Raw genomic sequence first — 14,679 nt, 5'->3', positions numbered from 1 at the left:
TCGGAATCTAGGGCGAGAGCGTGACGAGCGCGTGGCGCTTGCGGCCCGCGCTCAGCTTGACGGGGCGGGCGAGGGCGGATTCGTCCAGAACGAGGCCCGCATCGACAAGCGGCGCGTCGTCGAGCTTGGCACCGCCTTCGGCGATCAGGCGCTTGGCGTCCTTGCCGGATTTGGCGAGACCCGCCCGCACGATGAGCTGGACGATCGAGATGCCCCCCGCGATCTCGGAGCGGTCGAGCGCGAGCGTCGGAAGATCGTCACCGGTGCCGCCACGCTCGAACACTTCGCGCGCGGTCGCTTCCGCCGTCTCGGCGGCGGCGCGGCCGTGGCAGAGAGCGGTGACCTCGTTGGCAAGGATGATCTTCGCCGCGTTGATCTCGGACCCGCCGAGCGCGCCGAGGCGGTCGCATTCCTCGACCGGCAGTTCGGTATAGAGCTTGGCGAAGCGGCCGACATCGGCATCGGTCGTGTTGCGCCAGAACTGCCAGAACTCGTAGGGGCTGAGCATGTCGGAGTTGAGCCAGATCGCGCCGCCCTGGCTCTTGCCCATCTTGCGGCCGTCGGACGTGGTGAGGAGCGGCGAGGTCAGGCCGAAGACCTGTTCGTCCGCGACGCGGCGCGTCAGATCCACGCCGTTGACGATGTTGCCCCATTGATCGCTGCCGCCCATCTGCAGCAGGCAGCCGTGCCGCTGCCGCAATTCGAGGAAATCGTAGGCCTGCAGGATCATGTAGTTGAATTCGAGGAAGGACAGCGACTGCTCGCGGTCGAGGCGCGACTTCACGCTCTCGAAGGACAGCATCCGGTTGACGCTGAAATGCCGGCCGATGTCGCGCAGGAATTCCAGGTAGTTGAGACCGTCGAGCCATTCGGAATTGTCGAGCATCCGGGCGTCGGTCTCGCCCTCGCCATAGGAGAGGTACTTGGCGAAAACGCCTTTCATCCCGGCGATGTTCTCGCCGATCTGCGCCGCCGTCAGCAGCGGCCGCTCGTCCGCGCGAAAGCTCGGATCGCCGACCTTGGTCGTGCCGCCGCCCATGAGGGTCAGCGGGCGGTGACCGGTCTTTTGCAGCCAGCGCAGCATCATGATGTTGAGCAGGTGACCCACATGGAGCGACCGGGCCGTCGCGTCGTAGCCGATATAGGCCGGGACGGTGCCAGAGGAGAGGGCGTGATCGAGCCCCTCGTAATCGGTGCAATCCGCGAGATATCCCCGCTCGATCATCACGCCGAGGAACTCAGATTTCGGCTGGTAGGTCATGGCAATCCGGTCCATCCTGGTTGTGACGGACCCTATATCTGCCGGACCGGAGAAGGAAAACCCAATGTCGCCGGAGCTTTCGAAATCGGGACCGATCTGGTCGCTCGGTACGATGTCTGGCACCTCGCTCGACGGGGTGGACGCGGCGATGCTGCTGACGGACGGCAACGAGATCCTGGCCTTCGGGCAGAGCGATTATCGCCCGTATTCAGACGAGGAGCGCGGCGTGCTCCGGGCGGCGATGGGCCGATGGGACGGCACCGAGGAGGCTGCCGCGATCGTGGTGGCCGCGCATGGCGCGCTTCTGGGCGGGATCGTCGGAGCCGACCTCATCGGGTTCCACGGCCAGACCGTCGCCCATGATCCGGGCGGCCGCGGCACCCGGCAGATCGGCGACGGGCGGTTGCTGGCGCATATGCTCGACTGTCCGGTCGTGTGGGATTTCCGGACGGCGGACGTGGAGAGCGGCGGGCAGGGCGCACCGCTGGCACCATTCTTCCACCATGCCTGCGCGCGCTGGATGGAGGCGGACGAGCCGCTGGCCTTTCTGAACCTCGGCGGTGTCGGCAACCTGTCCTGGGTCGATCCCGGGGTCGAGATCCCGTCGGATCCCGGCGCGTGCCTCGCCTTCGACACGGGGCCGGCAAATGCGCCGATCAACGACCTGATGCATGCGCGCCTCGGCCGCGAGATGGACGAGGGCGGTGCGCTTGCCGCGCGGGGCAGGGCCGACGGCCGCATCCTCGACCGGCTGTCGGCGCATGACTGGTTCGACCGGCTGCCGCCGAAATCGCTCGACCGTGACGATTTCGCATGGCTTCTCGAGGGGGTCGCGGATCTCGGTGATGCGGACGCGGCGGCGACGCTGACGGAGGCCGCGGCGCTCTGCGTGGCGAGGGGGCTGGCGCAATGCCCCTCCGTGCCTGCAAGGATGCTGGTGTCGGGCGGGGGGCGATCGAATCCCGTCATGATGGCCGCGCTGTCGGAGCGGTGTGACTGCGAAGTGGTGCCGATCGAGACTGTCGGCCTCGACGGCGACATGCTCGAGGCGCAAGCCTTCGCCTATCTCGCGGTCCGGTCGGCGCGGGGGTGGCCGCTGAGCGCGCCGGGCACGACGGGCGTCGCGACGCCCACCTGCGGAGGGCGGCTGTCCCGTCCGGAAGAGGCTGTCGAGGCGCTCTCTTCGGGGGGCGAAGGCTGACGTGCAGGCACCGCGCGCGTAGATTTCGCGCAGGCTGCGGGGGTCGGCGGCGCTTTTCCCCTCGCATCCCGCAAATCGCTTTGCTAGGAAGCGCCAAATTTTCAGGGGATGTCCGGTCCCCTTTTGCTTTGCGGGTGTGGCGGAACTGGTAGACGCACTTGGTTTAGGTCCAAGCGCCGCAAGGCGTGGGGGTTCGAGTCCCTTCACCCGCACCATGGACGAGAAGGAAAAGGCGACATGCAGGTCAACGAGACCCTGAACGAAGGCCTCAAGCGTGGCTATCACATCACCGTCACGGCGGACGAACTGGCCGCCAAGGTGGATCAGAAGATCGCCGAGGCGCAGCCCGATGTCGAGATGAAGGGCTTTCGCAAGGGCAAGGTGCCGCTCGCGCTCCTCAAGAAGCAGTTCGGCCCCCGGCTGACCGGTGAGGCGATGCAGGAATCCGTCGACGCCGCGATGTCGAAGCATTTCGAGGAGACGGGCGACCGCCCCGCGATGCAGCCCGACGTGCAGATGACCAACAAGAACTGGTCCGAGGGCGATGACGTCGAGGTCGACCTGACCTACGAGAAACTGCCCGAGATCCCGGATTTCGACGGCTCGTCGCTGACGCTCGAGAAGCTGGTCGTGAAGCCCGACGAGGCGGCGGTCGACGATGCGCTTGAGAAGCTGGCCGAGAGCGCGCAGAACTTCGAGACGAAGGACGGCGCGGCCGAGGATGGCGACCAGGTCGTGATCGACTTCGTCGGAAGCATCGAGGGCGAGAATTTCGAAGGCGGCGCGGCCGAGGATTATCCGCTGACGCTGGGCTCCGGCAGCTTCATCCCCGGCTTCGAGGAGCAGCTCAAGGGCGTGAAGGCCGGCGACGAGAAGGACGTGACCGTCGACTTCCCGGCCGAGTATCAGGCCCCGCACCTGGCCGGAAAGCAGGCGGTTTTCGCGTGCAAGGTCAAGGAGGTCAAGGCACCGGCCGCGGCCGAGGTCAATGACGAGCTTGCCAAGCAGTTCGGTGCGGAAGACCTCGAGGCGCTGAAGACCCAGATCCGCGAGCGGCTGGTCGCGGAATACGACCAGGCCTCGCGCGCCGTGATGAAGCGGCAGCTTCTCGACCGTCTGGACGAAAAGGTCAGCTTCGACCTGCCGCCCTCGCTCGTCGATGCGGAGGCCAAGCAGATCGCGCACCAGCTCTGGCACGAGGCGAATCCCGATGTGCAGGGCCACGACCACGACAATATCGAGCCCGATGCCGAGCAGACGAAACTTGCCGAGCGCCGCGTGCGCCTGGGACTTCTGCTGGCCGAGATCGGCCGGAAGAACGAGGTTCAGGTCACCGATGCCGAGATGACGCAGGCGGTGATGAACCAGGCGCGTCAATATCCCGGTCAGGAGCGTCAGTTCTTCGAGTTCGTGCAGCAGAACCCGCAGGCCCGCCAGCAGATCCAGGCACCGCTCTTCGAGGACAAGGTCGTGGACCTGGTCTTCGGTCAGGCGCAGGTGACCGAGAAGGAGATCAGCAAGGAAGAGCTCCAGGAAGCGGTCGAGAAGCTCGAGGAAGACGAAGCGGTCTGATCCGGTTCACTAATGCAGACAAGGGCGCGTCTCGGGATCGAGGCGCGCCTTTTTCGTTGTGGAACGGGTTTTCTCGATTTGGAGATGCCGCAGGAGGCCATGAACCTGAAGGGGCGGCCGGTCGGGATCTGAAAGACGCCTTCTGCGATCTCTGCCGCTACCCGGGTTGGCCGGTGAATGCAGCGTCGGATTCTTTGATGCGCTGGAAGATCAGGGGTTATCCCGCGCGATTGCGTTCGATCCCCGTCGAGGACGCCATTCTGCATATCGCGGTGAATTCCAGCGAAGGACGAAAGCCCATTCGAATGCCGTATTGAAAGAATGCTGTCTGGTTCGGCGGTCGGCTGTGTGGGTTCGACGCGGTCGATACCGGGTTTCACAGAACCGGGCAGGGGCTGTTTTACGTGGCAACGGTTCGGTCGATGCGTCGGAAGGCGGGCTCCCAAAGAAAAGCCGCGCCGGAATGACCCGGCGCGGCTCGTATCGGTCGGACAATCCGAGAGGATCAGTCGTCGTTGCGACCGAGCTTTTCGTCAAGCGTCGACTTTTCCTGCGTGGCAGGCTGATCGTTGCGCTGTTCGACCTCGGTTTCGAGTTCGTCCATCTGGGCCGCTCCGATATCGTCGAAGAGCTCCTGGATCTCGAATTCGGCTGCGGCTTCTTCCTCGGCGGCGAGTTCCTGAATGGACTTGCCCTGGGATTGAAGCTCGGCTTCCTCGTGAGAGCGCGCCACGTTGAGGTGGATGATCACATCGACCTCGGGGTGAAGCGTCACGGTAACCTCGTGCAGCCCGAGCTCCTTGATCGGAGCCGAGAGCGAGACCTGCTTGCGATCGACGTCGAACCCTTCGGAGGAAGCGGCATCGGCCGCATCGCGCGTCGAGACCGATCCGTAGAGCGCACCGCCGTCGGAGGCGGAGCGGATCACGACGAATTGCTGCCCTTCGAGACGGGAGGCGAGATTCTCGGCCTCTTTCTTGGTCTCGAGGTTGCGGGCCTCGAGCTGGGCCTTCTGATCCTCGAAGGCGGCGACGTTGGCCTTAGAGGCCCACAGCGCCTTTTTCTGCGGCAGCAGGAAGTTGCGCGCGTAGCCCTGCTTGACGGAGACCACGTCGCCCATCTGCCCGAGCTTCGCGACACGTTCCAGAAGAATGACTTCCATGATCGGGTCTCCTTATTTCACGGCGTAGGGAAGGAGCGCCAGGAAGCGCGCGCGCTTGATCGCACGGGCGAGCTCACGCTGCTTCTTGGACGAGACGGCGGTGATGCGCGAGGGCACGATCTTGCCGCGCTCGGAGATGTAGCGCTGCAGCAGTCGCGTGTCCTTGTAGTCGATCTTGGGTGCGTTGTCGCCCGAGAAGGGGCAGACCTTGCGGCGGCGGAAAAACGGTTTTGCGGCCATGGTTCAGCGTCCTTTCCTGGGAATCAGCGGCGGGGGCGACGATCGTCGCGATCGTCACGCTTCTGCATCTGGATGGAGGGGCCATCCTCGTGGGCGTCGACCTTGATGGTCATCACGCGCATCACATCGTCGTGCAGACGCATCAGGCGCTCCATCTCGTGGATCGCGGCCACGGGGGCATCGGTGCGCAGATAGGCGTAGTGGCCCTTGCGGTTCTTGTTGATCTTGTAGGCCATCGTCTTGACGCCCCAGTATTCCTGATCAACGAGGCTGCCGCCGTTGTCGGACAGCACGGTGCCGAAATGTTCGATGAGACCCTCGGCCTGCGTGTTCGACAGGTCCTGACGGGAAATGAAAACATGCTCGTAAAGCGGCATGGATCGTCCAGTTCTGTTTCAGGGCGCATTTCATAGAACCGGGAAGTGAACCTTCCGCGTCCCGGGTCACGAGAGCCTGCGCCGATCATGGTCATCGCGGAAGTCCGGTGCCTATAAGCCGCTTCGACCCGCAAGGCAACCCACACGGCGGGACCTGTTCATGGGCGATCAAGTCCTGTTGAGGGATGCAGCGTTGCGTTGGGGGGCGGGGTCGCTAAGTCGGGGAGCAAGTCCAACAGAAGGCCAAGGAGCCAATTCATGAAGTTCGCCATTCCCGCCGCGCTTGCCGCATCCCTCGTGACCGTCGCCGCGCATGCGGAGCCCGTGCGCTATGACATCGACCCCTCCCACAGCGAAATCCTGTTCTCCTGGACGCATGGAGGCTTCTCGACGACGCGGGGCATCTTCTTCGGCTATGACGGGGAATTCACGTTCGACCAGGAAAATCCCGAGGACTCGTCGGTCAGTATCTCGGTCCCGGTCATGTCGATGCAGACGGATTCCGATCTCTACAACCATCTGATGGGCGACGATTTCTTCGGCGCGAGCGAAGGCGACACGATCACCTTCGAGAGCACCTCCATCTCGGTCGACGGTGACGACGAGGGCCAGATCACCGGTGATCTGACCGTGAACGGCGTGACGCAGGAAGTGACGCTCGACGTCGAGTTCAACGGTGCCGGCGAGGACGCGATGGGCAATTCCGTCGTGGGCTTCAGCGGCGAGACGACGCTGATGCGCAGCGATTTCGACCTCGGGGCCTTCGCGCCCTTCGTCAGCGACGAGGTCGATGTCCAGATCTCGCTCGAGGGTTCGCCCGCGGCTGAGTGATCCGGCATTCCGCGAAGGATTGGATGCGGTGCCCTGTCGGGCACCGCATTTTTCATTGGCGGATCGCGGTCAGCGCGATGTCGACGACGACGTCGAAGCCCAGCGTGTCGGGATTGGTCTGGCCTTCGCCGATCGCGAAATCGCGCCGGTCGAGCGTGACCTGACCTTCCATCCGGGCGGTGTCGCCGTCGATATCGAGCGTGAAGGGAAAGGAAACGTCGGCAGTCTCGCCGGCAAGGGACAGCGTGCCGTCCGCGAGATAGCCGTCATCGGCGGGCAGGATCAGCGCGTCGAATGTCGCCGTCGGATGGTTCTCCGCGTCGAAATAGTTCTCGCCGAGGGCCTGGCTCGTGACCGAGCCGAGCGTCAGGCTCGGGATGTCGACGTTGACGGTGACCTCACCGTAGCGGCCGTCTGAGGGATCTTCGGAGAAGGCGATGTCAGCGCTCCAGTCGGCGAAGCGGCCCTCGATCTCGGCTCCCATCTGGCGCACGACGATGTCGATCCGGCCGTCCTCGACCTGCCAATCGCCGGTTCCTCCGATCGCACCGGTGGACTGCGTGGTGCCCTCGTAGGAGAGGGCGAGAACCGCGACGCCACCGAAGACGTAGACTGCGGCGGCGAGCAGGATCGCAGCTCCGGGATGTTCGCCATGGCTCGGTCGCGCGGGGCCGCCCGCTCCGAACCACATGCGCGAGACTGTTCCGTCGCGATCGAGAAGGGCGTGTTTCACCGCCCCGGCGACATGGAGGATCAGCGCGCCGATCAGGACCTTGGTGAAGACCCAGTGGGTGGTGAAGGCGAGATGCTCGACCGCAGTGGATTTCGGAACGAGCGGCAGCGATTGTCCGAAAGGCCAGTAGATCGGCGCGAACCCCTCGGCCGCGGCATGTCCGATCCAGCCCGAAAGCGGCACGACGACAAGCGCCGCATAGAGCGACCAGTGGACGGCCTCGGCGAGAAAGGTCTCGGCGCGACGATCGGCGTGAACCGGATCGGGCTTCGCCTCGGTCAGGGCCCAGAGGATCCGGAGGAGCGCCACGAAGAAGATGGTGACGCCGATCGTCTTGTGGATGCTGAAGACGAGCGCCTTCCTCGCGACTTCGGCGGAGGTATCCTGGGGAAGGTCCTCGCCGATGAGGCCGAGCGGGATCGCCGTGAGGATGAGAAGGGCGGTCAGCCAGTGGAACGTCTTGCTGACGGTACCGTAGGCATTCCCGGAATTGCGCAATTGCATGTCGGATTCTTTCGAGAGACGAAGGGCTGCACCGAAGGCTACCCATCATCGGAAAGACGACAAGCACCGCGATGCGCGGGGAGATGTGCGCAATCGCACCGAACGTTGCGGAGCCACGGAGGAAAGATTATGCCACAAAAGGCTTCAAGTGGAGGACGATTATGACACTGGCTCTGGTTTTTCCCGGGCAAGGCGCACAGACCATCGGGATGGGGCGTGACCTGGCGGAAGCCTATCCCGAGGCGCGGGCCGTATTCGAAGAGGTCGACGAGGCGCTGGGAGAGGCGCTGAGCGCGCTGATCTGGGACGGCTCCGCCGAGGAACTGACCCTGACGGCCAACGCGCAGCCCGCCCTCATGGCGACGTCGCTGGCGGCGTTTCGCGCTCTCGAGGCGGAAGGCTTCGGCTGGGATCGCGCTGAGATGGCGGCCGGGCATTCGCTGGGCGAGTATTCCGCGCTTGCGGCAAGCGGCGCGCTGGGCATCGCGGATGCGGCGCGACTTCTGCGGCTGCGGGGGCGGGCCATGCAGGATGCCGTGCCCGTCGGCGAGGGCGCGATGGCGGCGCTTCTGGGGCTCGATCTCGAAGCGGCACGGCGCGTGGCCGATGAAGCTGCCGGCGACCGGGTATGCGAGGCGGCCAACGACAACGATCCGGGTCAGGTCGTGATCTCGGGGCATCGCGACGCGGTGGAGCGTGCGGTCGAGATCGCGAAGGAGGCCGGGGCCAAGCGTGCGGTACTGCTGCCTGTCTCGGCACCGTTCCATTGTGCGCTGATGGCACCTGCCGCGGACGCGATGCGTGACGCGCTTGCACAGGTCGATATCCATGCGCCGGCCGTCCCGATCGTGGCCAACGTGACCGCCGCGCCCGTCAGCGACCCCGGCGAGATCCGCGAGCTTCTCGTGCGTCAGGTCACCGGTGCCGTCCGCTGGCGCGAGAGCATCGCGGCGATGGTCGCGGCGGGCGTCGACGAGACATGGGAAGTCGGCGCGGGCAAGGCCCTGTCCGGAATGATACGCCGGATCGACAAGTCGGTGACGACCCGCCAGGTCGGAACGCGCGACGACGTGCGCGCGACGATCGGCTGAATTTGCACACAAGGAAATTGGACGATGTTTGATCTCGAAGGGAAGGCCGCGCTCGTCACGGGTGCGTCGGGTGGTATCGGTGGACAGATCGCCCGGACCCTGCACCAGGCGGGCGCGAAGGTCTGCCTGTCGGGGACGCGCGAGGAGCCGCTCGAGAAACTGGCGAGCGACCTCGGGGAAGGGGCGTTCGCCATGCCTTGCGATCTCGGCGATGCCGAGGCTCTCAAGGCGCTTCCCAAGCGCGCGGCAGAGGCGATGGGGGCGGTCGATATCCTCGTCAACAACGCCGGGATTACCCGTGACAACCTGATGATGCGGATGGGGGACGAGGATTGGGCGAAAGTGCTCGACGTCAATCTCACCGCGGTCATGCAACTGAGCCAGGCGAGCCTGCGCGGCATGATGAAGGCGCGGTGGGGCCGGATCATCAATATCGCGTCGATCGTGGGGCAGACGGGAAACCCCGGACAGGCCAATTATGCCGCCGCGAAGGCGGGCATGATCGGCATGTCGAAATCGCTGGCGCAGGAGGTGGCGTCGCGCGGGATCACCGTCAATTGCGTGTCGCCGGGCTTCATCGAGACCGCGATGACCGAGAATCTCAACGACAAGCAGCGGGACGGGCTTCTTTCCCAGATCCCCGCCGGACGCATGGGCACGCCCAACGAGATCGCGGCTGCCGTCCTCTATCTGGCGAGCGAAGAGGCGGCCTATGTGACCGGCGCGACGCTGCACGTGAACGGCGGCATGACGATGGTCTGAGCGTGATCGTCGCACCGGAGCGAACGGACAGCTAAGGCGTTTGCCTTTGAAATCGGTTATGCTATAGGCGGCGCAAATTTTCCGGGGTCGCGACGGTCGCGATCGTACGCCATGCGTGCATTCCGGGAGCGTAAGGGACCCGACGGGTCTGATGGAGAATCGGGATCATCCCGGGACAAAGAAGGACAGGAAATGAGCGAAGGCGATATCGAGACGCGCGTCAGAAAGATCGTTGTTGAGCATCTGGGCGTCGAGGAAGAGAAAGTGACCGAGAACGCCTCGTTCATCGACGATCTCGGGGCCGACAGCCTGGATACCGTCGAGCTGGTCATGGCGTTCGAGGAAGAATTCGGGATCGAGATCCCCGATGACGCAGCCGAGACCATCCAGACGTTCGGCGATGCCGTGAAGTTCATCAAGGAAGCCGTCTGATCCATCTTCGGATCAGGCCTGATTTCTGGGAAAGCCCGCCGCGCAACGCGGCGGGCTTTTTCGTTTCCGGAAGCCGAGGGATATGATCGCCGAGCGACGATCGAGCGGTTCCGGACATGACCCGCGCCGCGGGTTCCGGGGGGGGGCACTTGGGTCTGCGGGCCGCGATCCGCCTCAATTCCCCGCCGCCCTTTTCTCGGATCGTCCGGGCGTGTATCAGGCGGAAAGTCGAGTGAAACTAGATGAGGGTGTCCGGAATGAGGCGCGTCGTTGTTACCGGTCTTGGAATGGTCAGCCCCCTTGCATCGGGCGTCGAGGCATCCTGGCGGAGGCTTCTCGCGGGGCAGTCCGGTGCGGGAACGATCACCCGGTTCGATGCCTCCCACCTTGCCACCGATTATGCCTGCGAGGTTCCGCGCGGTGACGGATCGAACGACAGTTTCGACGCGGATGCCTTCATGGACCCGAAGGAACAGCGCAAGGTCGACGATTTCATCCTCTACGGCATGGCGGCGGCCGACATGGCGATCGCCGATGCGGGCCTCGCGGACGCGACCGATGAAGAGAAGCTCGCCATCGGTGTGATGATCGGGTCGGGTATCGGCGGTCTGCAATCGATCGCAGAGACCGCCGTGTTGCTGAAGGAACGCGGACCCCGTCGGGTGTCGCCGTTCTTCATACCGGGCGCGCTCATCAACCTCGTGAGCGGTCAGGTGAGCATCCGCTATGGCTTCAAGGGGCCGAATCACGCCCCCGTCACCGCATGTTCGACAGGGGCCCATGCGATCGGCGATGCCGCGAGGCTGATCCAGTGGGGGGATGCCGACGTGATGGTCGCCGGCGGGACCGAAAGCCCGATTTCCGAGATCGGAATCGCCGGATTCAATGCCTGCAAGGCGCTTTCGACCAGGCACAAGGCCGACCCCGAACGGGCGAGCCGCCCCTGGGATGCCGATCGCGACGGGTTCGTGATGGGCGAGGGCGCGGGTGTCGTGGTCCTCGAGGATTACGAGCGCGCGAAGGCACGCGGTGCGACGATCTACGCCGAGATCATCGGCTACGGCCTGTCGGGCGACGCGCATCACATCACCGCGCCACCGAGCGATCACGAAGGTGCCGAACGCGCCATGCGGGCGGCGGTGGCGCGGGCCGGGATCGAGGTGGGTGACATCGACTACGTCAATGCCCACGGGACGAGCACGATGGCCGACACCATCGAGATGGGTGCGGTGCAGCGATTGCTGGGCGATGCCGCCACGACGGCGACGATGTCCTCGACCAAGTCGGCGACCGGGCATCTGCTGGGTGCGGCGGGTGCGATCGAGGCGATCTTCTCGATCCTCGCGATCCGCGATCAGGTGGCTCCGCCGACGCTGAACCTTGAGACACCGCCCGAGGATGCGGTGATCGATCTTGCCCCGCTCAAGAAAGTGGAGCGCGAGATCGACGTGGTCCTGTCCAACAGTTTCGGCTTTGGCGGGACGAATGCCGCACTTCTCATGCGGCGGGTCGACGGTTGATGTGGAAGCATGTCGCATCGAACGCGCTGACCCTGCTGATCGTCGGGCTCGTGGCGGTCGGCGGCGTCATCGCCTGGGCGCGGGCGAGCTACGAAACGGCGGGACCGCTGACGGAAGCGATCTGCGTTCAGGTCGAGAGCGGATCCAACATGCGCAGGGTCTCGCAGAACCTGGCGGAGCGGGGGGCCATCGACCATCCGCAGATCATGCGGATCGGTGCGAATTACACCGACAGGTCCAATCTTCTCAAAGCCGGGAGCTTCCTCGTCGAGGAGGGGGCCTCGATGCGGGAGATCGTCGATATCGTGACCGGCGACGGACAATCCACCTGCGGCACCGAGATCGTCTATCGGATAGGCGTGACGGGTCAGGAGCTGCGCGTGCGCGAACTCGATCCGACGACGAACCAGTTCGACGTCGTCGCCCAGTTCGACCCCGTTGCCGAAGAGGATACGCCTGAAATCTATGCCGAGCTTCGCGGGCAGCCCGATACCCGCTACCGCATCGCGGTCGCGGAGGGCGTGACGTCGTGGCAGGTGGTCGCAGCACTGAACGCTGCCGATTTCATGGCGGACGAGATTCCGGCGGTACCGCAGGAAGGTGTCCTTGCCCCGGACAGCTACGAGGTCCGGGAGGGCGCGTCGCGCGTCGATCTCCTTGCCAGGATGCAGGAAGCGCAAAGTTTGCGGCTTGCCCAGGCCTGGGAGGGCCGGGATGCGGATCTGCCGTACGATACGCCCGAAGAGGCGCTCATCATGGCATCGATCGTGGAGAAGGAGACCGGTGTGCCGGACGAACGGCGGCAGGTCGCGAGCGTGTTCGTCAATCGGCTGAATTCCGGAATGCGTCTTCAGACGGACCCGACGGTGATCTACGGCATCACGAACGGTGAGGGTGTGCTGGGTCGTGGATTGCGTCGCAGCGAACTGCAGGCGAGCACGGCTTACAATACCTATACGATCGACGGATTGCCGCCGACCCCGATCGCCAATCCGGGCTTCGAGAGCATTCAGGCGGCGCTCGACCCCGATGAGACCGATTTCCTGTTCTTCGTCGCCGATGGCAGTGGCGGACACGCATTCGCCAGAACCCTGAGCGAGCATAACGAGAATGTCGCGCGGTGGCGTACGATCGAAGCCGAAAGGGCGTCTGAGGCCGAAACCTCCAACTGAGGTAGCGGCGTCCGAACGGCGACGTAACGGCGGGCTAATGCCGTCGGCTTAATTCTGTGCAAGTGCTGAAAATGACGAGAAACGGTGAAGGGTTTTCCCCTTTGCCGTTTTCTTTTTTCCACGGGCAGTTGCAGCGGGGTGTGGATGAAGGGCCGGTATGAAACCGAACGTAGCTCGAAGGGCGATCGGAATATCAGCGATCTGCTCAGAATTGCAGTCGAAAACTACGAGGATGTTCTGGTCGATCTTCACGATATGAAATCGGCGATCCGTTCGTCGGAAAAATACTCGGAAAGCGAGACACGGCGGATCGTGTCGATGGTCTCGAAGACGATCCAGATCATCTATGACGAAAGGAAGCGGTTGAATGACCTCGAGGACAAGCAGCAGGGTCCCGCTTCAGAAACCGGAATCGACTATGACAGGGTGCGGTCTGAGATCCGGAGCCGACTTGATCGCATCCGGAACGCTCGAATGTCAGGAGCGGTTTCTACATGACCTGAGTGACGAGGAGTTGCTGGCGCTGCCCTTTCTCTTCGATTTCTGGGCGCTCGATCACCAGATTCCGCCAGAAGGGAACTGGCGTACATGGGTCATTCTGGGTGGCAGGGGCGCAGGAAAGACGCGCGCCGGCGCGGAGTGGATCAGGTCGGTCGTCGAGGGGCCGAAGCCGGCGATGCCGGGAAAGGCACGCAGGGTCGCGCTGGTCGGGGAAACGCTCGATCAGGTGCGCGATGTCATGATCTTCGGCGATAGCGGGATCATGGCATGCGCTCCGCCCGACCGACGGCCGGTCTGGCAACCCACGAAGAAGCGGCTGGTCTGGCCCAACGGTGCGCAGGCGCAGATTTTTTCCGCGCATGAGCCCGAGGCGCTGAGGGGCCCGCAATTCGACGCGGCCTGGGTCGACGAGCTGGCGAAGTGGAAGAAGGGCGCGACCGTCTGGGACATGCTTCAGTTCTGCCTCCGCCTGGGCGAGGCACCGAAGCAATGCGTGACGACCACGCCGCGCAACGTGGACGTGCTGAAGCGGGTGCTTGGTGCCAGCAGCACCGTCGTCACCCGGGCCACGACCTTCGACAATCGCGCGCATCTTTCCGCGTCGTTTCTGGAGGAGGCGGTCCAGCGCTATGGCCAAACGCGGCTTGGTCAGCAGGAACTCGAGGGACGCTTGCTGGAGGATATCGAGGGGGCGTTGTGGACGCATGCGATCCTCGATCGAAACCGGATCACGGCCCTGCCGGAATTGCACCGCATCGTCGTCGCGGTCGACCCGCCGATCAGTGGCGGGAGATCCGCCGATACCTGCGGGATCGTCGTCGTTGGAGTGACGTCCGATGGCCTTGCCGTGGTTCTGGAGGATTGCAGCGTGCAAGGTCTGAGCCCGAGCGGATGGGCGAAGGCGGCGATTTCGGCCTACGAGAGGTACGAGGCCGATCGTCTCGTTGCGGAGGTCAACCAGGGTGGCGATCTGGTCGAGACCGTCATCCGCCAGTTCGACCGTACGGTCAGTTACCGGGGGGTTCACGCCACACGGGGTAAGGCTGTTCGTGCGGAACCGGTGGCGGCGCTCTACGAGCAGGGACGCGTCAAGCACCTTACGAGAATGCATGAACTGGAGGCGCAGATGACGCAGATGACGATCCACGGGTTCGATGGGTTCGGAAGTCCGGATCGAGTCGACGCGCTGGTCTGGGCGTTGACCGATCTGCTCCTCAAGCGGAAGGCCGCGCCGAACATGCGGCGGATCTAGTCTCAACCGAAGGCCCGGTCCCTCAGCCGGACCGGGCGACAGAATTCAAATCGGCGGACTTTCTGGAC

The 14,679-nt window shown here is 64.3% G+C and carries 15 protein-coding genes and 1 tRNA gene; 11 read left to right on the top strand and 5 right to left on the bottom strand.

The features are described from left to right. Nucleotides 1-7 precede the first annotated feature (7 nt). Nucleotides 8-1,261: a tyrosine--tRNA ligase gene (tyrS, locus tag RVY76_RS08120; RefSeq protein ID WP_317373378.1), complete on the bottom strand. Its 1,254-nt coding sequence runs from the start codon at nucleotides 1,259-1,261 to the stop codon at nucleotides 8-10. A gap of 64 nt (nucleotides 1,262-1,325) precedes the next feature. On the opposite strand from tyrS, the gene RVY76_RS08115 reads away from it, so the two are divergent. The 3 genes from RVY76_RS08115 (at nucleotide 1,326) to tig (ending at nucleotide 4,034) form a co-directional block, all read left to right on the top strand. Continuing rightward, the gene (locus RVY76_RS08115) at nucleotides 1,326-2,462 is read left to right on the top strand and encodes an anhydro-N-acetylmuramic acid kinase (protein ID WP_317373377.1); all 1,137 of its coding nucleotides are present in this window, start codon (nucleotides 1,326-1,328) and stop codon (nucleotides 2,460-2,462) included. Nucleotides 2,463-2,592: 130 nt separating this feature from the next. After that, a tRNA-Leu gene (locus RVY76_RS08110) sits at nucleotides 2,593-2,677 on the top strand. Between the two features lie 22 nt (nucleotides 2,678-2,699). Further along, the gene (gene tig / locus RVY76_RS08105) at nucleotides 2,700-4,034 is read left to right on the top strand and encodes a trigger factor (protein ID WP_317373376.1); all 1,335 of its coding nucleotides are present in this window, start codon (nucleotides 2,700-2,702) and stop codon (nucleotides 4,032-4,034) included. A 505-nt stretch (nucleotides 4,035-4,539) separates the two neighbouring features. Here the strand turns inward: tig and rplI are convergent. The 3 genes from rplI to rpsF are packed head-to-tail and all read right to left on the bottom strand — an operon-like array spanning nucleotide 4,540 to nucleotide 5,813. After that, a complete protein-coding gene (gene rplI / locus RVY76_RS08100; protein WP_317373375.1) occupies nucleotides 4,540-5,196 on the bottom strand; it encodes a 50S ribosomal protein L9 in 657 nt (218 codons plus the stop codon). 12 nt (nucleotides 5,197-5,208) lie between these two features. Beyond that, a complete protein-coding gene (gene rpsR / locus RVY76_RS08095; protein WP_075781999.1) occupies nucleotides 5,209-5,436 on the bottom strand; it encodes a 30S ribosomal protein S18 in 228 nt (75 codons plus the stop codon). A gap of 23 nt (nucleotides 5,437-5,459) precedes the next feature. Beyond that, nucleotides 5,460-5,813 carry a 30S ribosomal protein S6 gene (rpsF, locus tag RVY76_RS08090; RefSeq protein ID WP_317373374.1) on the bottom strand — a complete coding sequence of 118 codons (354 nt, stop codon included), beginning with the start codon at nucleotides 5,811-5,813 and terminating at the stop codon, nucleotides 5,460-5,462. Between the two features lie 258 nt (nucleotides 5,814-6,071). Between rpsF and RVY76_RS08085 the strand changes: the two genes are divergently transcribed. Continuing rightward, nucleotides 6,072-6,644: a YceI family protein gene (locus RVY76_RS08085; RefSeq protein ID WP_317373373.1), complete on the top strand. Its 573-nt coding sequence runs from the start codon at nucleotides 6,072-6,074 to the stop codon at nucleotides 6,642-6,644. Between the two features lie 52 nt (nucleotides 6,645-6,696). On the opposite strand, the gene RVY76_RS08080 is transcribed toward RVY76_RS08085, so the two are convergent. Then, nucleotides 6,697-7,881: a cytochrome b/b6 domain-containing protein gene (locus tag RVY76_RS08080; RefSeq protein WP_317373372.1), complete on the bottom strand. Its 1,185-nt coding sequence runs from the start codon at nucleotides 7,879-7,881 to the stop codon at nucleotides 6,697-6,699. 161 nt (nucleotides 7,882-8,042) lie between these two features. Here RVY76_RS08080 and fabD point away from each other — a divergent pair, with 161 nt between their 5' ends. The 7 genes from fabD to RVY76_RS08045 all read left to right on the top strand — a co-directional run bounded on the left by fabD (nucleotide 8,043) and on the right by RVY76_RS08045 (nucleotide 14,611). Beyond that, nucleotides 8,043-8,972 (top strand): ACP S-malonyltransferase, encoded by a 930-nt coding sequence (fabD, locus tag RVY76_RS08075; RefSeq protein ID WP_317373371.1) that lies wholly within the window; start codon nucleotides 8,043-8,045, stop codon nucleotides 8,970-8,972. Nucleotides 8,973-8,996: 24 nt separating this feature from the next. Continuing rightward, on the top strand, nucleotides 8,997-9,734 hold the full coding sequence (gene fabG, locus RVY76_RS08070) for a 3-oxoacyl-ACP reductase FabG (RefSeq protein WP_317373370.1): 738 nt from the start codon (nucleotides 8,997-8,999) through the stop codon (nucleotides 9,732-9,734). 192 nt (nucleotides 9,735-9,926) lie between these two features. Beyond that, on the top strand, nucleotides 9,927-10,166 hold the full coding sequence (locus RVY76_RS08065) for an acyl carrier protein (RefSeq protein WP_073125418.1): 240 nt from the start codon (nucleotides 9,927-9,929) through the stop codon (nucleotides 10,164-10,166). A gap of 257 nt (nucleotides 10,167-10,423) precedes the next feature. Next, a complete protein-coding gene (gene fabF, locus RVY76_RS08060) occupies nucleotides 10,424-11,686 on the top strand; it encodes a beta-ketoacyl-ACP synthase II (RefSeq protein ID WP_317373369.1) in 1,263 nt (420 codons plus the stop codon). Further along, nucleotides 11,686-12,858, top strand: coding sequence for an endolytic transglycosylase MltG (mltG, locus tag RVY76_RS08055; protein ID WP_317373368.1), 1,173 nt, complete (start codon nucleotides 11,686-11,688; stop codon nucleotides 12,856-12,858). Before fabF ends, mltG begins: the two co-directional genes overlap by 1 nt. A gap of 84 nt (nucleotides 12,859-12,942) precedes the next feature. Continuing rightward, a complete protein-coding gene (locus tag RVY76_RS08050; RefSeq protein ID WP_317373367.1) occupies nucleotides 12,943-13,356 on the top strand; it encodes a hypothetical protein in 414 nt (137 codons plus the stop codon). After that, nucleotides 13,277-14,611, top strand: coding sequence for a DNA-packaging protein (locus RVY76_RS08045; protein WP_317373366.1), 1,335 nt, complete (start codon nucleotides 13,277-13,279; stop codon nucleotides 14,609-14,611). The genes RVY76_RS08050 and RVY76_RS08045 overlap by 80 nt, the downstream gene beginning before the upstream one ends. Nucleotides 14,612-14,679 lie beyond the last annotated feature (68 nt).

The organism is Palleronia sp. LCG004 (assembly GCF_032931615.1).
GTDB lineage: Bacteria > Pseudomonadota > Alphaproteobacteria > Rhodobacterales > Rhodobacteraceae > Palleronia.
The sequence above is the reverse complement of the archived record's forward strand: the minus strand, read 5'-3'. Positions and strand labels throughout refer to the sequence as shown.

Bases quoted from the DNA above. Each gene is read 5' to 3' on its own strand.
- fabG (WP_317373370.1), top strand. From the start codon at position 8,997: ATGTTTGATCTCGAAGGGAAGGCCGCGCTCGTCACGGGTGCGTCGGGT.
- fabF (WP_317373369.1), top strand. From the start codon at position 10,424: ATGAGGCGCGTCGTTGTTACCGGTCTTGGAATGGTCAGCCCCCTTGCA.
- mltG (WP_317373368.1), top strand. From the start codon at position 11,686: ATGTGGAAGCATGTCGCATCGAACGCGCTGACCCTGCTGATCGTCGGG.
- tig (WP_317373376.1), top strand. From the start codon at position 2,700: ATGCAGGTCAACGAGACCCTGAACGAAGGCCTCAAGCGTGGCTATCAC.
- RVY76_RS08080 (WP_317373372.1), bottom strand. From the start codon at position 7,881: ATGCAATTGCGCAATTCCGGGAATGCCTACGGTACCGTCAGCAAGACG.
- fabD (WP_317373371.1), top strand. From the start codon at position 8,043: ATGACACTGGCTCTGGTTTTTCCCGGGCAAGGCGCACAGACCATCGGG.
- rplI (WP_317373375.1), bottom strand. From the start codon at position 5,196: ATGGAAGTCATTCTTCTGGAACGTGTCGCGAAGCTCGGGCAGATGGGC.
- RVY76_RS08085 (WP_317373373.1), top strand. From the start codon at position 6,072: ATGAAGTTCGCCATTCCCGCCGCGCTTGCCGCATCCCTCGTGACCGTC.
- RVY76_RS08045 (WP_317373366.1), top strand. From the start codon at position 13,277: ATGACAGGGTGCGGTCTGAGATCCGGAGCCGACTTGATCGCATCCGGA.
- rpsF (WP_317373374.1), bottom strand. From the start codon at position 5,813: ATGCCGCTTTACGAGCATGTTTTCATTTCCCGTCAGGACCTGTCGAAC.
- RVY76_RS08115 (WP_317373377.1), top strand. From the start codon at position 1,326: ATGTCGCCGGAGCTTTCGAAATCGGGACCGATCTGGTCGCTCGGTACG.
- tyrS (WP_317373378.1), bottom strand. From the start codon at position 1,261: ATGACCTACCAGCCGAAATCTGAGTTCCTCGGCGTGATGATCGAGCGG.
- rpsR (WP_075781999.1), bottom strand. From the start codon at position 5,436: ATGGCCGCAAAACCGTTTTTCCGCCGCCGCAAGGTCTGCCCCTTCTCG.
- RVY76_RS08065 (WP_073125418.1), top strand. From the start codon at position 9,927: ATGAGCGAAGGCGATATCGAGACGCGCGTCAGAAAGATCGTTGTTGAG.